Raw genomic sequence first — 21,702 nt, 5'->3', positions numbered from 1 at the left:
GCGCTGATGCCGTACTACAGCGAAGTCTCCTCATCGTTTCATGAGTAAAACCTCATGCATTTTCATAAGCGCGTTGGACGGTCGACGCTTCGCCGATCAACCATTGGCGGAAGCTGACGATATGCGGCTGCGATTCGATGCCCTTGGGGCAGACAAAATAGTAGGCCAGCGGTGACGGGAATGGCACGTCGAACAGCCGCACCAGGCGGCCATCGCTGATTTCGCTTTCAACATGCCCGCTGCGCACCAAGGCAACGCCCTGGCCGAGCAGGGCTGCCTCGACCGTCATGTTGGTGTCGCCGAACCTGACGCTTTCCTTGAGTGGCAAGAATTCCAGGCCGACCTTCTCAAACCACATCTCCCATTTCGGCACCAGCTCGGCGCCATCCCGGGTCAGCAACGGGTAGTGCAACAGTTCGGCTGGGCTGCGTGGCGTCCCGAAGCGCTGCAGCAAGTCAGGACTGGCCACCGGAAAAACCTGCTCGCCGAACAGGAATTCCGAATACAGGCCCGGGTAATTGCCCTTGCCGAGCCGGATCGCCACGTCGGCCTGGGCACTGGAAAAGTGGATGATCTTGTCGGTGGTGTCCAGCGAGACCAATAACTCCGGGTGCAGGCGGGAGAGATTCGGCAAGCGGGGCAGCAGCCATTTCAGCGCGAAGGAATAGGTGGTGCTGACTTCGAGTCGAACCCTGCCTTTCTGCTCGCGCAGATCGCCCAGGGTGGCTTCAAGGCTCATGAAAAACTCGCGCACGATGGGCGCCAGCGTGGCCCCCGCTGCGGTGAGGCGCAATGACTTGCCACGTTCGAACAATTGCAATCCCCAAAGGGACTCCAGGTGCTTGAGCTGGTGGCTGACCGCGCTTTGGGTGACGTGCAGCTCTTGCGCGGCTGCGGTAAAGGTCGCATGGCGGGTGGCGACTTCAAAGGCGCGTAATGTAGCGGTCGGCGGCAAGTCTCTCATGTGAAGGGTATCCGGCGTTTTAAGGATGTGCGTCATGAGCGCTGGCTCATGATAGAACATCGCCGGCGGCTATGAAGGGGACGGCTCACGGAGGGATTGCTGATAATGCGCTTCATCGACCTCGGTCAGGCTCGCATGGCCGTCGTAGTGGTAGATTCGGTGCTTGTCTCGGGCATAACGCTCCGTCAGGAATTCCAAGGTGCCCAGGTCGATACGCATGGCACTCAACGGCCGCCGATGGCAGAACAGTTTGCGTGTACCCAATTGCAGGAAATCGGGATGCGGCACGCGGACTTCATCAGGCTCGAACGCCACATCCAGCCACTTGCCTTCCGAGAAGATCAGCGTGGGGCTGATGGCATAGGTTCCGAGAATGCGAGTGTCGCAAGGTTGCAGCTTTTTTTTCGCCTCGCCGTAGTAATAAACCGAGTCCCGATCCTTGGCCCAACCATGCCCGCAAGACTCGAAACTGGCTACCTGAGCCTTACGGATCGGTTCGGGGGGATGATAGAAGACCCGGTGGCAGAACACGGTTTTGCCGTCGGTGAGATAGGGCCCGCCGAGTGAGCGGAAGTGCTCAACCGGCTCTTGGGAAAACCGTTCCGGCACTTGCGTCTCGGCGTTATGAAACGGAATCAGATAAAGGCCCCGGGCGTCGCCGCACAGGTGCGTGTCGAGCAATTGGAAACTTGCAGCGTCCAGCCCGTTGATAACGCGGCCATGGAAGTACACCTGGCGGCCTACTTCGAAACCGAGGCCGATGGCTTCTAGCGGCGGCGTTTCTGTTTGCGTTTCTGCGGCGTCAGGCGGTACTTGCAAACGGTGCCACCAGTAATCCTGCAGGTGCGGATGAGCCTCGAAGTAGGGCGCCCACGCCTGTTGCATGGCCGCATCGATGATGCCGCCAGAACCCAGCGGACCCTTCCTGTCGCCTGCGAGTACCGGCGAGTAATCCAGCTCATCGCCACAGAGCTGGGTCACGACGAAGCTTTCCACGTCGACATCCAGGCGTTTCTGGCGTTTGTAGACGTGCTGTTGATCACGGTAATAGTCGAATCCCAAGTGGCGGAAACTCGGGCCATGGGCATCACGCAGGCGCGTCCCGGCGGCGTAGACGTACAGGTCGTCCACGGCGAAATACTCATCCTCGCTTTCGCTGCTACCAACCACGCGACCGCACTCGTCGAACGCCGGGTGGCAGTTCTTCAGCAGCCGAAAATCGCCAACGTAGCGCAGGGTCTTGCCGGTCAGGTAATAGGCGCGTTGCCGGTCCTTGGCGTAACGTTCGTTAAGCACGGTGAAGGTCGCCAGGTCGGCATTGTCGATGCGATAGAAGTACTCATAGGCAATGCTCGAACCTTGCTGCGCCTGCACGATGATCGACTGTCCATCGGTTCCCCAGCGTTCGGCGAGCATCCGGAAGTCGTCTGGATTGCTGATCGGTAACGGGGTGCCGTCCTTCTGATGCAGGGGTTTGAAACCCTTGTAGACCTGGCCGTCGATCACCCGATAGGAAGGATGGTTGCAATAACGCACCCGCGCCGTCGCGCTGGCGATGAATTTGCCTTGAAGAAAGATATTTACCCCGTCGCTGAACAGGGCAGAGGCTGCAGTCACCGAGGCTGGCGACGATGCCACCAGGGCCAGGCTGTCGGGCTTTGCCTGAAGGATTTCGGTAATTGTGTATTCACCGAACCAATAGGCGCCGGACGCATCGCGCCAATACTGGTGGCCAAGGTCTTCCAGGGCCTGGTCGAACCGAAACGCCAGGGCCTGGAGCGCGTGATAGCCGTAGCGCTGTGGGTAGGCGGGAAGCAGGTAATAGTCGCGCAAGGCGTCACGCAAAATCCAGGGGTTGCGTCGATGCCGCCAGACCGGCTGGCCGACAACCAGGGGCGACGGCGGATAACGCCCGTCACTGGCAGCTTGCGCTATCGCGTCGGGGTGTGCGCCTTCAGGGTTGAGCAGGATGTACACGTCCGGCACTTGTCCGTCGCCCAGCAGCACGCCTTCCAGGAAGGCGAAACCCTGATGCCATTCGAGATCAAGCGGCTCCCACTCAGCAATAGCCGTCTCTACGTCTGTCATGTTGTTGCGACCTGAGCGTCCGATGGTGGGCCAATGATCAAGGTTTTACATGCCAGAAGCACACCGTTCAGTTATGAATCGGCAGGCTCACCCCGAAAAGTACGAAAAAACCGCCACAGACTTTATTGAACCGGCGCCCGGTTCGGGCGAGCCAGGGTCTGACCCGGTGCGCTGCGCTGGCTACACCGAACTCAACGATAAACTCGACGACCGCGTAAGTCAGCGCGATGGCCAACGTCTGCGCGATGATGTTCCGGTGCGGATCCAGAAACGGCGGAATGAATGCGGTAAACAGCAGCAGCGCCTTGGGATTGGAAATGGCCGATACCAACCCCTGGCGGAACAGCGACCCACCACGGAAGCTGTCTGTAGCGGGCGCCTCAAGACTGACGGGAGGCGATCGCCACAGATTGAAGCCCAGCCAGATCAGATAGAGCCCGCCGATGATTTTCAACGCCGTGAACCAGGTAACTGAAGCCTGGATCAGCGCACCCAGGCCCAGGGCGCAAAGCGTCAGCACGAGGGCAAAGCCGAGGACGCCGCCGGTGATGGTGAACAGCGTTTTCCGGCTGCCGTGAATGGCGCCGTGGGTCAGCGCCAACAAGGCATTGGGACCTGGCACTACCGCTATGCCGCAGCAAGTAACCAGATAGAGCAACCAGGTATCAAACGGCATGATCCGATCCAGATGGGTTGATTGACTTGCATCCTGCGAGTGAACGACGATCATGGAAAGCGCATAATTCACGTCGTAGCCATTCGATTAACGAATAGAGGATAACCGCGATGCCGGCCAGCGATTTGCAGACCGATTGGCTCAAGTGCTTCGTGGCGGTGGTGGATGCGGGTTCGCTGTCGGGGGCCGCCCACGAGGTCAACAGATCCCAGTCCGCCGTCAGCATGCAGATAAAAAAACTCGAGGCCGCGCTCGGGCGGCAGTTATTGAGTCGTGGCCCGCGACATCTTCACCTGACCGCCGACGGCCAGACGCTACTGGGCTATGCCCGTCGTATTCTCGCGCTGCATGCGGAAACCCAGGCGGCTTTTCATGGGGAAGAGTTGACCGGACGAATCCGTCTGGGGGTCGCCGAGGACTACGCAGCGAAGTACCTCACACCCGTTCTGAAACGCTTTTCGCCGCGCTACGCCGGGGTGGAAATCGAACTGAATTGCGAACAGTCCACTGCGCTTATCCCACGCGTACGCAGCGGCGATCTTGATCTGGCGCTGGTGTCGAGGGACTCGCCTCAAAGCGGTACCTTTCTGTTCAAGGAGCCCATGGTCTGGGTGGGCTCACCCCAGTTCGAACTGTGGAGGCGCGACCCGGTGCCTATCGCCGTCTACGAAAGCGAAAGCCTGGCCCGGCGATACGCGGTGGATTCGCTGACCCAGCAGGGACGCCGATTCAAAGTGGTCTACAACAGCTCCAGCCTGGCCGGACAGGTCGCCGCCGTTGAGGGGGGCCTTGCGATTGCCGCGATCACGCAGTGCACGGTGCAGCCATCGCTTCACGTCCTGAGTGGCGAGCACGGCTTGGGGAACATCGAATCCATGGAGGTTTCGATACTCCGTAGCCGGGCTTCTCGCGGGTCCAAGGCGGTCAACAGTCTTCATGCTTTTATCATCAGAGCGCTCAGAGCCCAGACGTAGTCATGGGGGCGAGGTTGATAGCCATTCCAGTCAGCCACAAACCGTCCAGCACCGGAGCATTTTCGCTGTGAAGCGTCAGGCTTTGTAGCGCTCGGCAACCGTCGATTGCTTGATCTCCGACAGCAGTCCCTGCCGCGCCGCCTGCAACGCATCCCAGCGCGCGCCGTCCTGCAAGGGTGGGATGGTCACGCCTTCGCGGCGATCGAAGCCGACCAGCGCGGCATCCACCAGGTCGCTCACTTCCATGATTTCAGTCAGCGTATTGATGTCGATACCGGCGCGTTCCCAGATTTCGGTACGGGTGGCTGCCGGCAGCACGGCTTGGACGTAGACGCCTTTGGGCGAAAGCTCGACGCTCAGCCCTTGGGAGAGGAACAGCACGAAGGCCTTGGTTGCGCCGTAGACCGACATGCCGAATTCCGGTGCCAGGCCGACTACCGAGCCGATGTTGATGATTGCGCCTTCGCCAGCGTTTGCCAGGCGCGGGGCGATGGCGCTGGCGAGTCGAACCAGCGCGGTGGTGTTGAGCGCAACGAGGTGCGCGACGCTGTCGGTGGTCTGTTCGATGAAACTGCCGGACTGGGCGGCGCCGGCGTTGTTGATCAGGATGCCGATGCTGTCGTCATCGCGCAGGCGGGCCTCGACCTTGTGCAGGTCGCCGGTTTGGGTGAGGTCGGCCTGGAGCACATCGACGCTGACGTTGTGTTCATTGCGCAGTTCGCTTGCCAGCGCTTCCAGCCGCGCGTTGTCGCGGGCGACCAGCACCAGATCGTGGCCGCGTTGGGCGAAGCGCTTGGCATAGACCGCGCCGATGCCGGTGGAGGCGCCAGTGATGAGGACGGTTTTGCGAGTGGTCATGGTGTCGGTCTCTTGAGAGGGTTGGAATGTGCGGTCACTTCAACTACGGGGCTGGGCTCGGCAACCGTCGGGTAGTCAGTTTCGTACCGCTTGTTTCTAGGATGATGATCGAAATCTAAACTGTCAACGAATTTGATTATGCTCGGCATCTATGTATGATGAGGGCTTGATTCGAGCGGCCACGAGGCATACGCAAATGAGAGTGACCAAGGCCCAGGCACAGGCAAACCGCGAGCACATCGTCGAGACGGCGTCGGTGTTGTTTCGCGAGCGCGGTTTTGACGGAATAGGCGTGGCGGACCTGATGGCCGCTGCGGGTTTTACCCATGGCGGCTTCTACAAACACTTCGGGTCGAAGGCCGACCTGATGGCTGAGGCTTCCGCGAACAGCCTTTCGCAGTCGCTGGCCAGTACCGGCGAGTTGGATGTAGGCGGATTTTTTGCGATGTATCTATCCAGGGAACACCGCGATGCGCGGGGTCACGGTTGCACGATGGCAGCTTTGTGCGGCGATGCGGCGCGTCAGTCGGACGAGTTGAAAGCGACTTTCGCCAGCGGCGTCGAAAGCACCCTGGCTTCGCTTGAAAAAAAGCTTGAGACACAAGAGGAGAGGGGCCGGGCGAAGATGCTTGGCCTGCTCGCCCAGGCTATCGGCGCGATCATGCTCTCGCGCGCGTGCCCGGACGATGCTCCGCTGGCTGGCGAGATACTTGAGGTCTGCCGTGCACAGATCCTGGCGTCCCTGCCAGCATCGGAGCCATGAAAAATCAGCGGTAGCGCAGCACGTGCTACCGCTGTCCGGATCAGAAAATGAACTTGAACAGGGCAATGACCACGATCAGGCCGATCAGGAAAATGATCCCGACGGTACCACCAAGAAATTTCAACATGAGGACGCTCTCTTCAGATGGGCTTAGTGTTCTAGACCCCTGGCGAGCGCGCGCGGTTCGTTAAATTTTCGAATGATCGGCCGCAGGCTTTCAGTGAACCGCCAGGGACCTCGGGACGGAAACGTATTCGAACTTCGAAACGGTCTTGATCCAGTACCGCCGATACTCGGTCTTGTCCGGCGCCAGCGGTTTATGGCTTGACCAACGGTTTTCCGCCTTCAGGCTGGCGCGATAAGCCTCCCATTCTTTCTGCTCGGCCACTTCCCTGGCTTTGTTCCTGTCATCGAACCAACCGAGGACGTACGCATCGCTCTGGTCCGTGCCGCTCGCTATCAGCAGATATATGTCTGTCATCACCGGTTCCCGCCGCAATCCAGCCACCCAGTCACTGGGCTCTTGTGAGGGTTATCGGCCGCGGTGGCGGTTTTTTAAGCTGTTTGATAAACGGCCCTGGGTTCGACGCGCCACTGCTCAGGCACCCTCCGTCTGCGCAAGATAAGTCATCAGCCATTCGCGGAAGCGATTGACACTTTGCCGGTTCGGCACCCGCCCCAAGGGTTCCAGCAGGCAAAACTGCGCATCGGTGCGCAAGAGGCTGGAGGTCGGGCGAACAAGGTGGCCGGTCTGCAAGTGGTCGCCGAGTAACCTCGACCAGGCCAGGGCCACACCTTGCCCGGCCAGCGCCGACTGGATCAGCATCGAGTAGCTGTTGATGTTGATCCGCCGACGAGGCTCTGGCGCCTGGTGGCCTAGGCGTCGGAACCATTCTTTCCAGCCGATCCAGTCCCGATGCTGGTCCTCCAGCCATAACCAGGTGCAGGCGCCGAGCTGTTCGAGCCTGCCGGCCTCGGGATGCTGCGCCAGGTACGCGGGGCTGCATACCGGGAAAATCTCTTCGCTGAACAGCGCGGTGACCTTCATGTTGTTGGGCGGTGTGCTGCAGTAATACAGCGCCAGATCGCAATCGAGCCGGGAAAAGTCCTCGACCTGGTCGGTGGCGATGATGCGCAGGTCGATCTCTTCGTGCTGGCGCTGAAACTCCGAAACAAGCGGGAGCAGCCACAGGGATGCCATCGCCGTACTGGTGACCACGGTGACTTGCTGCGCGCCTTGCCAATGCCGAACGCCAGCCGTGGCGCGGGCGATCTGCTGCAACGTATCGCGAATGCTTTCGTGGTACTGGCTGCCTGTCGCAGTGAGGTTGATTTCACGGGTCGTGCGGATGAACAGCGCCGTGCCCAGATAATCTTCGAGCAGGCGTATCTGGCGGCTGATGGCGCCCTGGGTGACGTTCAGTTCACGAGCCGCCACGGTGAAACTCCGGTGGCGAGCAGCGGCCTCGAACGCCACCAGGCTGTTGAGCGGCGGCAACGGTTGCAGTTTCATCGGCCTGGGTCACTGTCTTGTTTGGGGTCAGGCGCAGGGTGATTGTGCAGAAGCCTGCGCGCAGTGACTAGCAGATCAGGCGTGACGGCTAGAGATCGATGACCAGATTGGAGGTCGGCTTGCTGCAGCAGAGCAAGCGCAGGCCTTTGTCGATCTCCCGTTGGCGGATGCCGCCGTTGTGGTTCATGTCCACCGTGCCTTCCAGCAGGGCGGTCTTGCAGGTGCCACAGATGCCCTGGCTGCACGAGGAGGGCACGATCGCCCCGGCTTTTTTCGCCGCGCTCAGCACGGTCTGGTTGCCGGACATGCTGAAGGTCTTGCCCGAACGCGACAGGGTGACGGTGAACATCTGTTGCGGGTCGGGTGAAGGGGCCTGCTCGATCAGCGGTTCCTCATTCAGCACCGCGATATCGAAGCTTTCCTGATGATAGTGGCGAAAATCGAACGCCGCTTCCCTGAGCAGCGCCTTGACCGCTTCCATGTAGCCTTGGGGCCCACAGGTGAAGATTTCCCGCTCGTGGTAGTCCGGCACTTGCTGGCTCAACAGAGGCAGATCGAGCCGACCGATCGGCTGCTGCCACTGGCTGGCAGCGCCAAGCCCTTCGCAAATACCGATGACCCGCAGGCCGGGCATATCGGCCTGCATTCGCGTCAGTTCGTCATGGAAAATGATGTCCGCCGGCGTGCGGGCGCTGTGCAGGAACACGATGTCGAGATTGGCCGCCATGTCGCAGGCGGCGCGGGTCATCGACATCAAGGGCGTCACGCCGGAACCGGCCGACAGGTACAGCAGTTTTGTCGCCGGATGGCCCACCGGTGTGAAACTGCCCGCCGGGCCGGATGCCCTGAGGTTGTCTCCCGGTTCGAGATGGTCATGCAGCCAGTTCGAGACCACGCCACCCGGCACGCGCTTGACCGTAATCGAAAAGGTGAACGGGCGCGTGGGGGAGGACGACAGCGTGTAGCAGCGCGCGATGGTTTGCCCACCGATGACCGGCGACAGCGTGATGAATTGCCCCGGTTCGAAGCTCAACGCAGTGAAGTCCGCGCACTGGAAGACGAACGTCTTCACGTCATGGGTTTCCTGGCGCACGGCGCAACATGACAAGGTTTTCTGCTCGCCGCTGTGCCATTGCGAGCCATAGGCGGCCCAGGTCGTCGGGTCGGTAAAACGTTGGAGGCGCGTCAGCTTTTCGTAGGTCGTCATGTCCATCCCTCACACGCCATGGGCGGCCAGACGCGCCGCGTACCAGCGAGAAAACTGGTCGACATAGGTTTCGGTAAACGCCGAGAACGGTCCGGGCGAATAGGCCGGGTCCTGGGTGCCGCTGTGGGTGATGCCGACCAGGTTGGCGTCTTGAAGATTGGTTGCAGCCCAGACCTCGATCAGTCTGTCCACCTGGTAGTCCACGCCCTCGATGGCATCGGCGTGCACCAGCCATTTGGTCCGCACCAGGGTTTTATCGGGCGCCAGCGGGATGATGTAGGAGACCACCGCGTGGTCGCTCATGATGTGGGTCCATGAGTTGTGGGTCCACAAGTGTATGTCGCCCAGGTCGCGCCGGGTGAGGTCGCCAAACAAGCGCGTGCAGGCGACGCGGGTATCGAGGGTCTGGGATTCGCCGTTGCCGGCGATGGCCAGGCGCTGGGTGCGGAACTGAGTCACCGCGTCCTCGCCCAGGTGCTCGACGGCCTCACAGAGGTAGCCTTGGTTTTCCCAGTCTTGCCTGGTATCGGCGTTGCGCTGGTGATATTCCTTGAGTGCCAGGAGCGAGTCCTCGCCCAGTCCGTCGGTGCAGAAGCCGAAGTCCTCCGGCAGGAACGACGCGGTCAATTCGGGGTGAGTGGCGGCGCAGTGATAACACTCGCGATTGTTCTCGATCACCAGTTTCCAGTTGCCGTTCTCGATGATTTCCGACTCGTAGGCGATCTTCGAATGGCTGAGATCGTACTGAGCGAAACGCGGGGTCATGACCTGGTCGAGGTACAGGATGTCTTCCGGCGGCTCGTCACTCAGGCAGACGAATACGTGGGCACCCACCACGCGGGTGTGGACCGGGATCAGGCTCTTGCACCCCGGGTCGAAATCCTTGCCCATGTGCGCGGCATGTTTCAGGCTGCCGTCCAGGTCGTACGTCCATTGGTGATAGGGGCAGACCAGCATGCCCACCGTCGATTTGCCGGCCTGTTTCAAGCGCGCCCCACGGTGACGGCAGACATTGCGGAACGCCTGCACATGCTCGTCATCGTCGCGGACCAGGATGATCGAGGATTTGCCGATATCGATCGTCGAGACATCGCCGGGTTCGGCAACGTCGCTGGTGACCCCCACCAGAATCCAGTGTCTGGTAAAAAACACATCGACGTCGGTTGCAAAAACATCCTCGCGGCCGAACAGACCGCCAGGCATGCCATGGCCCGGGGTGCGGTCGGCCAGCAGTTCACGATGGGTTTTCAGGGTTGGGTTCATCGTCGATCTCACTCAAGGCAAATGATCGGTGGTTGGCGGACAAGCAGTGCTGCAGGGAAAACGGGTTTCGTCTGTTCAGGCCACCGCAGGCTCTGACAATGGCTCGGACAAAACCGGGCGCGACAGGTCATGCCCGAGCAGTGCGCGGTACAGTTCCGTATCGCCCAGTACACCGACGACGGTCTGGTCTTTATCGAGCACGATCAATGGATGTCCTGTTTCGTAGCGGATACGCAGCGCCTCGCGCATGCCGGTATCCGCCGGCACCGAGGTGACCAGGCGGCGCAAGGGCGCGCTGGCCTCGTTGCGGTTCCAGTGTTGCAGCGCTTGGGCCGCAGCGCCGCGGCGCACGCTGGCCAGTTCTTTCGATGCGTTCAGCGCAGCCCAGAGGTTCTGCACCGTATCCAGGCAATATTCGCCCTGGGCGGATATGCACTGGTCCAACGGGGTCATCAGGCTTCCCGCGCAGAGCACATTCAATGGGTTGGTGTGGGCGACGAAGTTGCGCACGTAGTCGTCGGCCGGCTTCAGCACGATCTCCTCGGGTCTGCTGTACTGGATGATCTTGCCGTCTTTCATGATGGCGATCCGTGTTCCCAGCTTGAGGGCTTCGTCCAGGTCATGACTGACGAAGACGATGGTCTTGTGCAACTTGCGCTGCAGATCGAGCAGTTCGTCCTGCAGGCCTTGGCGGATCAGCGGGTCGAGGGCCGAGAAGGGTTCGTCCATCAGCAGGATATCGGCGTCCATCGCCAGGGCGCGGGCCAGGCCGACCCGCTGCTGCATGCCGCCGGACAACTCGTCGGGCTTCTTGTTGCGCCATTGGGTCAAGCCCACCAGTTCGAGCTTTTCGTCGACCAGCTTGCGCCGCTCCTTCTCGGGACGGCCTTGCATTTCGAGGCCGAAACCGATGTTCTCGCGCACGGTCAGCCAGGGCATCAGGGCGAATTTCTGGAAGACCATGGCGATGCGTCGGGTGCGCATCATTTTCAGCTCGGCCGGCGTGCAGGCGGCGATGTCGATCTGTCGGCCCTCGTGCTCGACGAACAACTTGCCGCGACTCACCGTGTTCAAGCCATTGACGCAGCGCAACAGGCTCGATTTGCCGGAGCCGGACAGGCCCATCAGCACGCAGATTTCACCTTTGTTGATGTCTAGATTGGCCTTCTCCACGCCGACGATCAGGCCGGTTTGCTGCAGAATCTCCGGGCGCGAAAAACCCTGGTCGAGCAGCTCCAGCGCCGGCTTCGGGCGGTTGGCGAAGATGACGTCGACGTCTTCAAAACGAATGATGCTCATGCGTCACCTCTTTTCACGGTTTCGCGCTGCTTGCAGATGCGGTCGAGGATGATCGCCAACAACACGATCGCCAGGCCTGCTTCGAAGCCCATGGCGATATCGGCGGTATTCAAGGCGTTGACGACAGGCTTGCCCAGGCCATCCGCGCCGACCAGCGCGGCGATGACCACCATCGACAGCGACAGCATGATGCACTGGGTAATCCCGGCGGCGATGCTCGGCATCGCATGGGGCAGCTCGATGCGTGCCAGCAGCTGGCGACGTGAGCAGCCGAAGGCTTTGCCGGCGTCCATCAGTTCTTGAGGCACATCGCGCACGCCCAGGTAGGTCAGGCGGATTGGCGCGGCAATGGCGAAGACCACCGTGGAAATCAATCCCGGAACCACGCCGAGGCCGAACAGCGTCAAGGTCGGGATCAGGTAGACGAAAGTCGGGACGGTCTGCATCAGGTCGAGCACCGGTCGCAGGGTTGCGTAGAACCAGGGACGATGCGCCGCGACGATGCCCAGCGGCACGCCGATGATGACGCACACCAGCGTGGCGAATGTCACCTGGGCCAGGGTTTCCATGGTTTCCTGCCAGTAGCCCAGGTTGAAGATCAACAGGAACGACAGGGCGACGAAAAGCGTCAGGCTTACCTTGCGTTGAATGTAATAAGCGAAGAGGGCCAGCAGTCCGATCAGGGCCAGCGGGTTGAACCAGAGCAGGGCGCTGGTAAAGACCGAGATGACCTCGGAAAGCGACAGCGAAATGGCGTCGAAGACATCGGCGCCATGTTGGGTCAGCCATTCGACGTATCGGGCGATGTGCTCACCCAGCGGGAGTTTTTCTTGTGCAGTCCACATAAGGCGGCTCGTTTTTGTTCTGGTTTGCCTGGAGCAGATACTCATCCGGGCGTGCGGTGCTGACAAACCATTTAAAGTCAGTGGCTCATGAGTTTTGATCATCAATCCTGCGCTGGCTTCGAGCGCACCAGCGCGCTGCGTTGAGCAACTGTACTCAGGTGTACATTCGGCGGGCATCCGAGTACATTCGCGTTACGTACGTTCAACAAGGTGGATGCAAGATGCCCCAGGTAGGGAAGGCGCGCGGCAAGGCCCAGGACGCCGGCTGGCGAGGGTCGCCCGAAGGCTGGCTGGAAGCGGCCTACGAGGCCTTGAAGGAGTCCGGTATCGATGCGGTCAGGGTCATGCCGCTGGCCAAGCGTTTGGGATTGTCACGCACCAGCTTCTATTGGTTCTTCGAGGATCGTGAGCAGTTGTTGGCGGCTTTGCTGTCGCGCTGGCGCGAGACCAACACCGGTGGCTTGATCCGGCAAAGCGAGAGCTACGCCGAGAGCATTTCCGAGGCGATCCTGAATGTCTTCGAATGCTGGCTCAACCCTCAATTGTTCGATTCGCAATTCGAATTCGCCGTGCGCAGCTGGGCGCTCCAGTCCGCTGAAGTGGCGCAGGAAGTCGCCATCGTCGACGAGCAGCGAATGGGCGCCCTGGCGAGCATGTTCAAGCGCTTTGGTTATGACAGCCAGGGTGCCGACGCACGGGCCCGGACGATCTACCTGACCCAGATCGGCTACATCACCATGAACACCAGCGAGTTGATCACCGTGCGTTTCCAGCGCATCCCGCATTACGTGAGCATTTTCACCGGCAAAGTACCCAAGCAGCGCGAGCTGGATCGTTTCTACGGCAAATTCGGCTATGCCGAAAAAGAGCCGGGGATCTTTGTGCCGTTGACGGAAACCTTTGAAGAGACGGCCGGGAAATGAACGCGCCGACGCTGGGCATCATTGGCGGAACGGGCTGGCTGGGCGGGGCGATTGCCAAGGCTGTGTTGGCGCAGGCGCTGTTGCCGGCGGGTCACCTGGTTATCTCCAATCGCTCGGGTGTCCATCCTTTGGCGCAACAAGGCGTTTGTCTGGTCACGGATAACCAGGCGCTGGTGGACCGCAGCGACGTGATCATCATCGCGGTGCGCCCCGAGCAGTTCGCCGGCCTGAGCCTCAACGCTTCTGGCAAGACAGTCATTTCATTGATGGCCGGGATCACCGCGCAGGCCATTGCCGCCCGGACCTCGGCTTCGACGGTGCTGCGGGCGATGCCCAATGCGGCGGTGGAGATCGGGCAGTCGTTTACGCCTTGGTATTGCGCGGGTGTGGTGGATGCGGCGACTAAAGGCCTGGTTCAGCGCTTGTTCGAATGCGTGGGCACGGCTGCCGAGGTTCAGCAGGAAGACTTCATTGATTACCTTTCCGCGCTTTCCGGCACCGGCCCGGCCTTTCCAGCCTTGCTCATGACAGCTCTGGCCAATCAGGCGATGGAGGCCGGCATACCCGCCGAGATTGCGCAGCTTGCGGCGAAGAATGTCGTGGTCCACAGCAGCCAGTTGCTGGCCAGCCATGACGCCCGGCAGATGATCGACGCCCTGGTCGCCTACCGCGGCGTGACCGCCGCCGCCCTGCAAGCGATGACCGAAGGGCATTTCGAGGAGCAGGTGGGGAAGGCATTGCAAGCCGGCGCCGCGGTCGCCCGCCAGGGCCTTCAAGCCTGATTCACTGATCAGGCCTGTGGGAGCGTGCCTGCTCGCGAAAGCGTCAGCCAGTCCAACATCCCTGTCACTCAATCACCGCCATCGCGAGCAAGCTCGCTCCCACATTCTAATCTTTGACAGACACAGGGCATGTGCAACCCACAATCCCTTGTGGGAGCGAGCCTGCTCGCGAAAGCGTCCGTCAGTCCAACATCCCTGTCACTGAACCACCGCCTTCGCGAGCAGGCTCGCTCCCACATTCTAATCTTCGACAGGCACAGGGCATGTGCAACCCACAATCCCTTGTGGGAGCGAGCTTGCTCGCGAAAGCGTCAGCCAGTTCAACATCCTTGTCACTGAACCACCGCTATCGCGAGCAAGCTCGCTCCCACATTCTAATCTTTGACAGACACAGGGCATGTGCAACCCACAATCCCTTGTGGGAGCGAGCCTGCTCGCGAAAGCGTCAGCCAGTCCAACATCCTCGTCACTGAACCACCGCCTTCGCGAGCAGGCCAACACATTCGCCATGCTTGCCTACGTTAGCCCAGCGCCTTACTCAGCCTTGAAGCAATACACCGCCAGCTTGTTCCCATCCAGGTCCCGGGCATAAGCCGCGTAGGCATTCTCTGCCCAGCCACGGGAGCCCGGCAGGCCTTCACAAACGCCGCCATTTGCCAGGGCGGTGGAGTGGAAAGCGCGGACCGCCGCCCGGTTCGGCGCCTCGAAGCTTACGGTGACGCCGTTGCCGATGGATGCCGGATTGCCGTTGGCCGGGTTGAGGACAAAAAACGAAGGTTTGTCGGCGCCCCAGATGGAACCGGCATCATCAAGGTCGGCGACGCGCTTGAGGCCGATCTCTTTCAAAGTGGCGTCATAAAACGCACGGGCTTTCGCCAGGTTGTTGGTGCCGACGCTGACATGGGTGAAAACGGACATCTTGGTTTCCTTTCAGTTGGGGGAATTCGAAAGCGGGTCTGCTGCGCAGCCCAGCGGGAGCAAGCTCCCTCGCCACGGGCTTACCGATTTTCTTGTCAAATGCAGAGCCGGATCCTGATCCGGTCGCGCTTCAGATGTCCTTGACCAACCGCAGCGCATCGTAGATGGCCGCATGGGTATTGCGCGCCGACACCGCGTCGCCGATCCGGAACAGCTGGAAGCGGCCTGTGGGGTTGGTCACGATATTCTGGGTTTTCCCGGCGATCAGGTTGTGCTGCTCGACCGCGCCGTTGTTGCTCGAATGCGGCCGCAACTCAAAGTACAAATCGTCCAGGGGCAGGGTGCCGTGGTTGACCACCACCTGGTCGACCACCCGCTGCTTGTGCACCTGGCCGTAGTCGCTGCCGAAGTGCGCAACCAGTTGACCGTCGCGTTTTTCCACGGAGTCGACCCGATAGGTGACGGTGAAGGTGACGTTCAGGTCTTGCAGGCTGCGCATGTAAGGCACCAGGTTCATCGCCATCACCTCCGGTGCGAACGACCGGTCGGGCGTGACGATTTCCAGTTTCGCGCCGCTGCTGGCGATGATCTCGGCCGCCTGTAGCGCCGCGTGGTCGCCGGCATCGTCGAAGATCAGCACGTTCTGGCCGGGCTTGATATCGCCGGAAATGATGTCCCAGGTCGACACCACCAGCTCATTGCCTTGCTTGAGCACCTCGGTGTGGGGCAGACCGCCCGTGGCGACGATCACCACGTCCGGTTCCTCGGCCATCACCGTATCGGCCTCGGCCCAGGTGTTGAACTGGAACTTCACGCCGAGGCGTTCACATTGCGCCATGCGCCAGTCGATGATGCTGATCATCTCGCGGCGGCGCTCGCTCTGCGCGGTCAAGCGGATCTGCCCGCCTGGCTGGTCGGCCACTTCGAACACGGTGACGTCATGGCCGCGCTCGCCGGCCACCCGTGCCGCCTCCAGGCCCGCCGGGCCGGTGCCGATCACCACCACCTTGCGCTTGAGCGGCGCCTTGGGGATTTCGTGGGGCATGGTGGTTTCGCGCCCGGTGGCGGCGTTGTGGATGCAATACGCGGCGCCGCCCTGATAGATGCGGTCCAGGCAATAGTTGGCGCCAACGCAGGGGCGGATCTCTTCTTCACGTTTTTCGATGATCTTGCGCACGATATGCGGGTCGGTCATGTGCGCGCGGGTCATGCCGATCATGTCGACCTTGCCCGAGGCGATGGCGTGTCGCGCCGTGGCGACGTCCGGGATCTTCGCCGCATGAAAAGTCGGGAAACCGGTGGCGGAGCGGATCTCGCCAGCAAAATCCAGGTGCGGTGAGTTGCGCATGCCCTGGATCGGGATCACGTCGGTGAGGCCGGCATCGGTATCGATGTGCCCGCGTACGACGTTGAGGAAATCCACCAGCCCGCTGTCCTTGAGCATGTGGGAAATCTGCAGGCCATCGCTGGCGCCGAAGCCGCCCGGCAGGTCTTCGTCGCCGGTATAGCGCACCCCCAGCAGGAAGTCCTCACCGCAACGCTGGCGGATGCCGCGCAACACATCGAAAGTGAAGCGCATGCGGTTTTCCAGCGAACCACCGTAGGGGCCGTCGAGATCGTTGGTCAGTGGCGACCAGAATTGATCCATGAGATGCCCGTAGGCCTGCAGTTCCAAACCGTCGAGACCGGCGGCCTTCATGCGTTCGGCGGCGTCCACGTAGTCCTTGATGATCCGGTCGATGTCCCAGTCTTCCAGTTTTTTCGGGAAGGCCCGGTGGGACGCTTCGCGGCGATGGGACGGCGAGACGACCGGCAGCCAATCCGCCTTGTCCCAGCGCGTGCGCCGCCCCAGGTGGGTCAGTTGAATCATCACCGCAGCACCGTGTTCGTGGCATTCGTCGGTCAGGTCCTTCATCCATTTGACCACCTCGTCCTTGTACGCCAGCACGTTGTTGAACACCGGCGGGCTGTCCCGTGAAACCGCAGCGGAGCCCGCGGTCATGGTCAACGCAACGCCGGCCTTCGCCCGTTCGACGTGATAGGCGCGGTACAAATCCTTCGGCATGCCATCCACGGGATACGCGGGCTCGTGGGAGGTGGTCATGATCCGATTCTTGAGGGTCAGATGCTTGATCTTGTAGGGCTGCAGCAGAGGATCGCTGGACATGGTGTTGCTCCGGGAACAGAACATCAGGCTTGGTTTTGACATAACGGTATGTGCAATGTTCATGTGTGTCAACGATTGAGACATAGGTGTACATTTTTCTTGCGCGGGGGAAAAACCAGGATTACCATCCAGTCGAAACAGGGGTGATCCGGCGCGGGCGCGCCATTCATCCGGCATCGATCCAAGTGCGAGGGGGCTGTGCAAAGACCATGAAAGTGCTCGTTGCGGTAAAGCGCGCCATCGACCCGAATGTGAAAGTCCGGGTGAAGGCTGACGGTTCGGACGTTGAGCTCAACGGCGTGAAAATGGCCTTGAATCCGTTCTGCGAGATCGCGGTGGAAGAGGCGATTCGCCTTAAGGAGAAAGGGCTGGCAACCGAAGTGGTGGTGGTCTCGGTGGGCACTTCGGCCGCCCAGGAACAGCTGCGCACGGCGTTGGCACTTGGCGCGGACCGGGCGCTTCTGGTCGAGACCAGCGCGACTCTCGAGCCGCTCAACGTCGCCAAGTACCTGAGCAAAGTGATTGATCAGGAACAACCGCAACTGATCCTGTTCGGCAAGCAGGCGATCGACCAGGAAAACAACCAGGTCGGGCAAATGGTCGCGCAGTTGATCGGCAGCGGTCAGGCCACTTACGCCTCGGCAGTCAATCATGTCGACGGGCAATGGCTCGTCGAGCGTGAGGTCGATGGGGGCAGCCAGGTGGTCGCGCTCTCGACGCCGGCCGTGGTGACCTGCGATCTGCGCCTGAATCAACCGCGCTACGCCTCGTTGCCGAACATCATGAAAGCCAAGAAAAAGCCCTTGGAAACCATTGCCGCCGAGAGCTTGGGTGCGAGCGTGAAGCAACACGCTCGATTGCTGGGTGTTGTCGCTCCACCTGTACGCAAAGCAGGGATCACGGTCGCTTCGGTGGTCGAGTTGGTGGATAAACTGAAAACCGTTGCGGGGGTGATTTGATGCGCACATTGGTGATCGCCGAGCACAGTGCCGGTCAACTGACGGCAGGCACCCGGAGCGCCGTGAGCGCCGCCGTGGCGTTGGGTGCTGAAACGGATCTGCTGGTGATGGGCGGGACGGACGCCTCGGCCGTGGCGCAACAGGCAGCGCTGGCCCAGGGCCTGGACCGGGTGCTGCTCGCACAAGCGGCGGTGTTCGAAAATGCCCTGGCTGAAAACGTCCAGCCGCTGATCACTTCGCTGGTGGCCGAGGGGTATACACACGTCGTTGCCGATGCCAGCAGCATGGGCCGCAATCTGCTGCCACGGGTCGCGGCGAGCCTGGATGTGGGCATGCTTTCGGACGTTACCCACATCGTCTCGGCGGACACTTTCCAGCGGCCTGTTTATGCCGGCAATGCCATCGCCACGGTGCAGTCGCTGGATCCGATCAAGTTGCTCACGGTGCGCGCTTCGGCATTCGCCCAAGCGTTATCCCATGACAAACCCTGCGAAGTGGTTGCAGTGGACGGCGGACAAAGCGCCAGCAACGTACGTTTGGTGAGCGAACAACTGACGGCCAACGAACGGCCCGATCTGTCGAGCGCCCGCGTCGTCGTTTCCGGTGGCCGCGGGATGCAGAGCAAAGAGAACTTCGCCCTGATCGAGCGGGTGGCCGACAAGCTCGGCGGTGCCGTGGGGGCCTCCCGCGCTGCTGTTGATTCGGGGTTCGCACCCAACGATTTGCAGGTCGGGCAGACGGGCAAGATCGTCGCGCCAAAGCTTTACATTGCCGCAGGCATCAGTGGCGCCATACAACATCTGGCGGGCATGAGCGGTTCAAAGGTCATCGTCGCGATCAACCAGGACGCCGAGGCACCGATTGCCCAGGTGGCGGATTACCTGTTGGTGGCGGATCTGTTCGAGGCGTTGCCGGCACTCGAAAGGGCATTGTGAATTCACGACGTAAAACGACGAACCCGTGGCGAGGGAGCTTGCTCCCGCTCGGCTGCGCAGCAGCCGCAAAACCTGGGGCCGCTGCGCGACCCAGCGGGAGCAAGCTCCCTCGCCACGGGTTTATCGACAACCTTGAAAGAGTCAGCCCGCCAACGGGCGGAGGAGGGTAAGCCACACTCGATAGCCGTGATTTCATAATTAGAACTTACCCATGGCCGCCCGCGGTCGTGATGGAAAATGAATGCTTCTGCTGCCCTGCCAATAACTATTAATACAGTCTGCGGAGATGCACATGATGACGTTACCCCGTAAAACTTTTATCGGCTGGTTTGCCGGCCTTGCTTTGGCCTGCGGCAGCCTGATCGCTCAAGCCGAGGAACCGGCGCCCATCCGTATCGGCTGGGTGAACTGGTCGGACACGGAAATCGCCGTGAAGCTGGCGAACACCGCGTTGCAGGATCATCTCAAGCAACCGGTCAAGTTGGTGCTGGCCGACATCGGCATCCAGTTCCAGGCACTGGCCAACGGCAATATCGATTTGATTCCGATGGTCTGGCTGCCGAGCACCCACAAGTCCTTCTATGACAAGTACAAGGACAAGCTCGAAGACCTCGGCGTACTGTATGAAGGCCGGATCGGCATGGCGGTGCCCACCTCGATTCCTACCAGTGAGATTGCCAGTGTCGAAGACCTCAACAAACCCGAAGTGCGGGAGAAGCTCGGCGGCAAGATTCTCACCTCGGAAGTGGGCAATGGTCAGTACAAGCTGACGGAAAAAGCCATCAAGGAATACAAGCTCGACGGCTACAAGATGGTTGCGTCTTCAGAGTCCGGCATGCTCAGTGAACTGGATCGCAACATCAAACGAGACAAGTGGGCGTTGGTCAACGCCTGGAGTCCTCACTGGATGTTTGCCAAATGGCCGCTGCGTTATCTGGATGATCCGAAGCAGATATTCGGTGGCGCCGAGCAGATCCACGCGATTGCCCGCAAAGGTTTCAGCGCCGAGCATCCTGACGTGGCGCGCTTCTTCGCCAACTTCAAGATCCCGAAAGCGGACCTTGAGAAGTTGATGGCGGATGCCCGCGAAAGCACGGCGGACAAGGTGGTTGCCGAGTACTACGCGGCGAACAAGCCGCGCTTCGAAGCGATGTTTGGCAGCCAGACTGCTTCCGCTGCGCCAGCCCAGTAATGGACGTTGTTATCCGATAGTTGTTGCAGTCCGGTGCCCTTGGTCTAGCGTCAAGGGCACCGCCTGCTGAGTCCTCTCGCATGTGTACGTAGGGCGAGGGCTTGTTTCTATTCAGGGGCTGAGTGATGACAGTCACGACACTGGGTATCAAATTGGATGAGGAAACGCGCGCCAGGCTGAAGTCGGCATCGGCCAGGCTGGACCGGACCTCGCACTGGTTCATGAAAAAGGCCATTTTGAACTTCATTGAGAAAGTCGAAGCCGGGGCCGGTGTCGAAGCACTCGTGGCCGTTGAAGCGCTGGAGCGTGATCGGTTGCGCCACAGCATCGCGAGGCGGCGCGCAGATAGCAATCTATCCAAGGACACCGCCCCGATAACGCCGGCCGAGGCTGATGCGCGCGGTGCATGATCATGACGCCCCGCGATCGCGGTCAGGTATCGTCCTGTGCCTTCTATCGATGCTGATCTTTGCCGCGCAGGATGGGGTCACCAAAGTGCTGGTCAAAGATCTCCCGATCGCGCAGCTGGTCATGGTGCGCTATTGGGTCTTCCTGGGTTTCGCTGTCGGCTTTTGCATTTATCAGGACAGCTTGCGGGCTGCCTGGCGAAGCCACCATCCTTACCAGCAGGTCATCCGTGCATTGATCGGAGTGGGTGAAAGTGCCTTGTTTGGACTCGGGCTGCGCTATCTGGGGCTCGCTGAGATGCACGCCCTGTATACGGTGTTCCCCTTGATGACACTGGCGTTGGCGGGGGCGTTTCTCGGTGAGTTCATTGGTGTGCGTCGATGGATTGCCGCCGCCATCGGCTTCACCGGTACGCTGATTATCCTTCGCCCCGGCACCGGTGTCTTTCAACTCGCGGCGCTTATCCCGCTGTTGTCTGCCCTGGGTTTCGCCATTTTCAGCGTGCTGACCCGTCGAATCAGTCGGAAGGACTCGTTCGCTACGAACATGCTTTACATGGGGTTTTTCGGCGCGATAGCGATCACCTTTTCGGGTCTTCCAGGTTGGGTAACACCGAGCCCGGCGCAATGGGGGCTGATCGCGGTGCTTTCAGTTACCGGCGTCGTGGCCCAGCTGCTGTTACTTCAGGCGCTGAAGTACGCAACGGCGGCCACACTCCAGCCGTTCAACTACACCTTGCTGGTGTTCGCCACACTGATTGGGCTGCTGGTATTCGGTGAACTGCCCGACACCTGGACGGTGGTGGGAGCATGTCTGGTGATTGCGGGTGGGATGTATGCGATTAAGGCGAAAGGGTAGCCACCGGGCAGCTACCCAGCGGCTGTGACACCGCCATCGCGAGCAGGCTCGCTCCCACATTTGATCTTCAGCGGACACAAAACTCAGGTAACCGCAGAACCCCTGTGGGA

Annotated in this window: 21 protein-coding genes; 9 read left to right on the top strand and 12 right to left on the bottom strand. The window is 60.7% G+C overall.

Annotation, left to right across the window (positions count from 1 at the left end; all coding sequences use genetic code 11):
• Nucleotides 1-52: 52 nt before the first annotated feature.
• The 3 genes from gcvA to PSH78_RS16945 all read right to left on the bottom strand — a co-directional run bounded on the left by gcvA (nt 53) and on the right by PSH78_RS16945 (nt 3,728).
• The gene (gcvA, locus tag PSH78_RS16955) at nt 53-964 is read right to left on the bottom strand and encodes a transcriptional regulator GcvA (RefSeq protein ID WP_305495621.1); all 912 of its coding nucleotides are present in this window, start codon (nt 962-964) and stop codon (nt 53-55) included.
• A 69-nt stretch (nt 965-1,033) separates the two neighbouring features.
• Complete coding sequence (locus PSH78_RS16950) at nt 1,034-3,052, bottom strand: DKNYY domain-containing protein (protein WP_305495620.1); 2,019 nt, start codon at nt 3,050-3,052, stop codon at nt 1,034-1,036.
• Between the two features lie 67 nt (nt 3,053-3,119).
• Nucleotides 3,120-3,728, bottom strand: coding sequence for a LysE family translocator (locus PSH78_RS16945; RefSeq protein ID WP_305501307.1), 609 nt, complete (start codon nt 3,726-3,728; stop codon nt 3,120-3,122).
• Between the two features lie 110 nt (nt 3,729-3,838).
• Between PSH78_RS16945 and PSH78_RS16940 the strand changes: the two genes are divergently transcribed.
• Nucleotides 3,839-4,702, top strand: coding sequence for a LysR family transcriptional regulator (locus PSH78_RS16940; protein WP_305495619.1), 864 nt, complete (start codon nt 3,839-3,841; stop codon nt 4,700-4,702).
• Nucleotides 4,703-4,777: 75 nt separating this feature from the next.
• Here PSH78_RS16940 and PSH78_RS16935 read toward each other — a convergent pair whose 3' ends face one another.
• Nucleotides 4,778-5,560 (bottom strand): SDR family oxidoreductase, encoded by a 783-nt coding sequence (locus PSH78_RS16935; protein WP_305495617.1) that lies wholly within the window; start codon nt 5,558-5,560, stop codon nt 4,778-4,780.
• 196 nt (nt 5,561-5,756) lie between these two features.
• Here PSH78_RS16935 and PSH78_RS16930 point away from each other — a divergent pair, with 196 nt between their 5' ends.
• Nucleotides 5,757-6,323 carry a TetR/AcrR family transcriptional regulator gene (locus PSH78_RS16930; RefSeq protein WP_305501305.1) on the top strand — a complete coding sequence of 189 codons (567 nt, stop codon included), beginning with the start codon at nt 5,757-5,759 and terminating at the stop codon, nt 6,321-6,323.
• A gap of 217 nt (nt 6,324-6,540) precedes the next feature.
• Here the strand turns inward: PSH78_RS16930 and PSH78_RS16925 are convergent, their stop codons facing one another.
• From PSH78_RS16925 to choW, 6 genes are all read right to left on the bottom strand, one after another.
• Nucleotides 6,541-6,804 (bottom strand): hypothetical protein, encoded by a 264-nt coding sequence (locus tag PSH78_RS16925; RefSeq protein ID WP_305495615.1) that lies wholly within the window; start codon nt 6,802-6,804, stop codon nt 6,541-6,543.
• Between the two features lie 117 nt (nt 6,805-6,921).
• Nucleotides 6,922-7,836, bottom strand: a complete 915-nt coding sequence (locus PSH78_RS16920) for a LysR substrate-binding domain-containing protein (protein WP_305495613.1) — start codon at nt 7,834-7,836, stop codon at nt 6,922-6,924.
• Nucleotides 7,837-7,924: 88 nt separating this feature from the next.
• Nucleotides 7,925-9,043: a hybrid-cluster NAD(P)-dependent oxidoreductase gene (locus PSH78_RS16915; RefSeq protein ID WP_305495611.1), complete on the bottom strand. Its 1,119-nt coding sequence runs from the start codon at nt 9,041-9,043 to the stop codon at nt 7,925-7,927.
• A 9-nt stretch (nt 9,044-9,052) separates the two neighbouring features.
• On the bottom strand, nt 9,053-10,306 hold the full coding sequence (locus PSH78_RS16910; RefSeq protein ID WP_305495609.1) for an aromatic ring-hydroxylating dioxygenase subunit alpha: 1,254 nt from the start codon (nt 10,304-10,306) through the stop codon (nt 9,053-9,055).
• A gap of 75 nt (nt 10,307-10,381) precedes the next feature.
• Nucleotides 10,382-11,605 carry a choline ABC transporter ATP-binding protein gene (gene choV / locus PSH78_RS16905; protein ID WP_305495607.1) on the bottom strand — a complete coding sequence of 408 codons (1,224 nt, stop codon included), beginning with the start codon at nt 11,603-11,605 and terminating at the stop codon, nt 10,382-10,384.
• Nucleotides 11,602-12,450 carry a choline ABC transporter permease subunit gene (gene choW, locus PSH78_RS16900; protein WP_305495605.1) on the bottom strand — a complete coding sequence of 283 codons (849 nt, stop codon included), beginning with the start codon at nt 12,448-12,450 and terminating at the stop codon, nt 11,602-11,604. Before choW ends, choV begins: the two co-directional genes overlap by 4 nt.
• A gap of 221 nt (nt 12,451-12,671) precedes the next feature.
• On the opposite strand from choW, the gene PSH78_RS16895 reads away from it, so the two are divergent.
• Nucleotides 12,672-13,373, top strand: coding sequence for a TetR/AcrR family transcriptional regulator (locus tag PSH78_RS16895; RefSeq protein WP_305495603.1), 702 nt, complete (start codon nt 12,672-12,674; stop codon nt 13,371-13,373).
• On the top strand, nt 13,370-14,155 hold the full coding sequence (locus PSH78_RS16890; RefSeq protein ID WP_305495601.1) for a pyrroline-5-carboxylate reductase: 786 nt from the start codon (nt 13,370-13,372) through the stop codon (nt 14,153-14,155). The genes PSH78_RS16895 and PSH78_RS16890 overlap by 4 nt, the downstream gene beginning before the upstream one ends.
• A gap of 534 nt (nt 14,156-14,689) precedes the next feature.
• Here PSH78_RS16890 and PSH78_RS16885 read toward each other — a convergent pair.
• The gene (locus PSH78_RS16885; RefSeq protein ID WP_305495600.1) at nt 14,690-15,073 is read right to left on the bottom strand and encodes a VOC family protein; all 384 of its coding nucleotides are present in this window, start codon (nt 15,071-15,073) and stop codon (nt 14,690-14,692) included.
• A 130-nt stretch (nt 15,074-15,203) separates the two neighbouring features.
• Nucleotides 15,204-17,240, bottom strand: coding sequence for an NADH:flavin oxidoreductase (locus PSH78_RS16880; protein WP_305495599.1), 2,037 nt, complete (start codon nt 17,238-17,240; stop codon nt 15,204-15,206).
• A 209-nt stretch (nt 17,241-17,449) separates the two neighbouring features.
• Between PSH78_RS16880 and PSH78_RS16875 the strand changes: the two genes are divergently transcribed.
• From PSH78_RS16875 to PSH78_RS16855, 5 genes are all read left to right on the top strand, one after another.
• Nucleotides 17,450-18,199, top strand: a complete 750-nt coding sequence (locus PSH78_RS16875; protein ID WP_305495597.1) for an electron transfer flavoprotein subunit beta/FixA family protein — start codon at nt 17,450-17,452, stop codon at nt 18,197-18,199.
• On the top strand, nt 18,199-19,134 hold the full coding sequence (locus tag PSH78_RS16870; protein WP_305495594.1) for an electron transfer flavoprotein subunit alpha/FixB family protein: 936 nt from the start codon (nt 18,199-18,201) through the stop codon (nt 19,132-19,134). The genes PSH78_RS16875 and PSH78_RS16870 overlap by 1 nt, the downstream gene beginning before the upstream one ends.
• Before the next feature lie 292 nt (nt 19,135-19,426).
• The gene (locus PSH78_RS16865) at nt 19,427-20,326 is read left to right on the top strand and encodes a glycine betaine ABC transporter substrate-binding protein (protein WP_305495592.1); all 900 of its coding nucleotides are present in this window, start codon (nt 19,427-19,429) and stop codon (nt 20,324-20,326) included.
• Between the two features lie 125 nt (nt 20,327-20,451).
• Nucleotides 20,452-20,736 carry a transcriptional regulator gene (locus PSH78_RS16860; protein ID WP_305495591.1) on the top strand — a complete coding sequence of 95 codons (285 nt, stop codon included), beginning with the start codon at nt 20,452-20,454 and terminating at the stop codon, nt 20,734-20,736.
• Nucleotides 20,737-20,785: 49 nt separating this feature from the next.
• Entirely contained in the window at nt 20,786-21,592 is an 807-nt protein-coding gene (locus PSH78_RS16855; RefSeq protein WP_305495589.1) for a DMT family transporter, read from the top strand.
• Nucleotides 21,593-21,702 lie beyond the last annotated feature (110 nt).

Origin of the sequence: Pseudomonas sp. FP198, assembly GCF_030687895.1 — a bacterium.
Classification (GTDB): Bacteria; Pseudomonadota; Gammaproteobacteria; order Pseudomonadales; family Pseudomonadaceae; genus Aquipseudomonas.
Note: the sequence above shows the minus strand (reverse complement) of the source record. Positions and strands in the feature narration are given on the sequence as shown.

Excerpts from the sequence above, each read along its gene's own strand:
- PSH78_RS16875 (WP_305495597.1), top strand. The coding sequence starts at position 17,450 with ATGAAAGTGCTCGTTGCGGTAAAGCGCGCCATCGACCCGAATGTGAAA.
- PSH78_RS16890 (WP_305495601.1), top strand. The coding sequence starts at position 13,370 with ATGAACGCGCCGACGCTGGGCATCATTGGCGGAACGGGCTGGCTGGGC.
- PSH78_RS16935 (WP_305495617.1), bottom strand. The coding sequence starts at position 5,560 with ATGACCACTCGCAAAACCGTCCTCATCACTGGCGCCTCCACCGGCATC.
- PSH78_RS16870 (WP_305495594.1), top strand. The coding sequence starts at position 18,199 with ATGCGCACATTGGTGATCGCCGAGCACAGTGCCGGTCAACTGACGGCA.
- gcvA (WP_305495621.1), bottom strand. The coding sequence starts at position 964 with ATGAGAGACTTGCCGCCGACCGCTACATTACGCGCCTTTGAAGTCGCC.
- choV (WP_305495607.1), bottom strand. The coding sequence starts at position 11,605 with ATGAGCATCATTCGTTTTGAAGACGTCGACGTCATCTTCGCCAACCGC.
- PSH78_RS16880 (WP_305495599.1), bottom strand. The coding sequence starts at position 17,240 with ATGTCCAGCGATCCTCTGCTGCAGCCCTACAAGATCAAGCATCTGACC.
- PSH78_RS16895 (WP_305495603.1), top strand. The coding sequence starts at position 12,672 with ATGCCCCAGGTAGGGAAGGCGCGCGGCAAGGCCCAGGACGCCGGCTGG.
- PSH78_RS16945 (WP_305501307.1), bottom strand. The coding sequence starts at position 3,728 with ATGCCGTTTGATACCTGGTTGCTCTATCTGGTTACTTGCTGCGGCATA.
- PSH78_RS16910 (WP_305495609.1), bottom strand. The coding sequence starts at position 10,306 with ATGAACCCAACCCTGAAAACCCATCGTGAACTGCTGGCCGACCGCACC.
- PSH78_RS16920 (WP_305495613.1), bottom strand. The coding sequence starts at position 7,836 with ATGAAACTGCAACCGTTGCCGCCGCTCAACAGCCTGGTGGCGTTCGAG.
- PSH78_RS16940 (WP_305495619.1), top strand. The coding sequence starts at position 3,839 with ATGCCGGCCAGCGATTTGCAGACCGATTGGCTCAAGTGCTTCGTGGCG.
- PSH78_RS16885 (WP_305495600.1), bottom strand. The coding sequence starts at position 15,073 with ATGTCCGTTTTCACCCATGTCAGCGTCGGCACCAACAACCTGGCGAAA.
- PSH78_RS16865 (WP_305495592.1), top strand. The coding sequence starts at position 19,427 with ATGATGACGTTACCCCGTAAAACTTTTATCGGCTGGTTTGCCGGCCTT.
- PSH78_RS16855 (WP_305495589.1), top strand. The coding sequence starts at position 20,786 with ATGCTGATCTTTGCCGCGCAGGATGGGGTCACCAAAGTGCTGGTCAAA.
- PSH78_RS16860 (WP_305495591.1), top strand. The coding sequence starts at position 20,452 with ATGACAGTCACGACACTGGGTATCAAATTGGATGAGGAAACGCGCGCC.
- choW (WP_305495605.1), bottom strand. The coding sequence starts at position 12,450 with ATGTGGACTGCACAAGAAAAACTCCCGCTGGGTGAGCACATCGCCCGA.
- PSH78_RS16930 (WP_305501305.1), top strand. The coding sequence starts at position 5,757 with ATGAGAGTGACCAAGGCCCAGGCACAGGCAAACCGCGAGCACATCGTC.
- PSH78_RS16915 (WP_305495611.1), bottom strand. The coding sequence starts at position 9,043 with ATGACGACCTACGAAAAGCTGACGCGCCTCCAACGTTTTACCGACCCG.
- PSH78_RS16950 (WP_305495620.1), bottom strand. The coding sequence starts at position 3,052 with ATGACAGACGTAGAGACGGCTATTGCTGAGTGGGAGCCGCTTGATCTC.
- PSH78_RS16925 (WP_305495615.1), bottom strand. The coding sequence starts at position 6,804 with ATGACAGACATATATCTGCTGATAGCGAGCGGCACGGACCAGAGCGAT.